Source organism: Burkholderia sp. Ac-20344, from assembly GCF_017104975.1.
Taxonomy (GTDB): domain Bacteria; phylum Pseudomonadota; class Gammaproteobacteria; order Burkholderiales; family Burkholderiaceae; genus Burkholderia.
The window spans coordinates 1-665 of record NZ_JAAGPP010000402.1 but is presented as its reverse complement, the minus strand read 5'-3'; the positions used below and the strand labels follow the sequence as shown (position 1 = coordinate 665).

Annotated in this window: 1 protein-coding gene; it reads left to right on the top strand. The window is 62.0% G+C overall.

What is annotated here, in order from left to right; translation table 11 throughout:
• Nucleotide 1 precedes the first annotated feature (1 nt).
• Nucleotides 2-475, top strand: coding sequence for a hypothetical protein (locus tag G3N64_RS39395; RefSeq protein WP_205788928.1), 474 nt, complete (start codon nt 2-4; stop codon nt 473-475).
• Nucleotides 476-665: the final 190 nt, after the last annotated feature.

Sequence of the window (665 nt, the reverse complement as noted above, 5' to 3'; positions counted from 1 at the left end):
AATACTCCACACCTCGATTGCCCTGGTGGCAGTGGCGTGTGGTCTGGTGGCGTTGTTTAAGCACGGCGAAATCGAGATGAGGACGCGATCCGGCCGGCTCTATATATGGCTGACGGCAGCGACGGCATTCACCGGGCTCTTTATTTTCCGCCACGGCGGATTCGGGCCGCCCCATGCACTGGCACTCCTGACGTTGGCAGTGCTTGCCATTGCCAGTGCATGCGAGCGACATAGGAAAGCGGGCGTAGCACGCTACGTGGCCGTACTGGGCTACTCGCTTACGCTGTTCTTCCATCTGATCCCAGGATTGACGGAGACCGGCACGCGCATCCCGATCGGCAATCCGGCCTTCAGCGGTCCGGAAGATCCGGCACTGAAGGCGATGGTTGGCATCGGCTTCCTCGTCTACCTGACTGGCGCGACGGTCCAGGCGATGCGTATCCGCCGCGCCCACAGGCTGACGGTCACCCCCTGAATCTCTGTAGCCCTCGTGATGAACCAGCCAGAACAAGGACAGCCGAGGCTGTTTGCCCAACTGCCGCTGCTCGACGGCATTCTTGAACAGCATAGGGCGCAGCTCGGTGCCGACTTCATCGCCTATCGCAACCACGCCTATCGGGTTGCCAATTTCTGCAGCGCGCTGGCGCCATCGGCGGTGGCCGGAG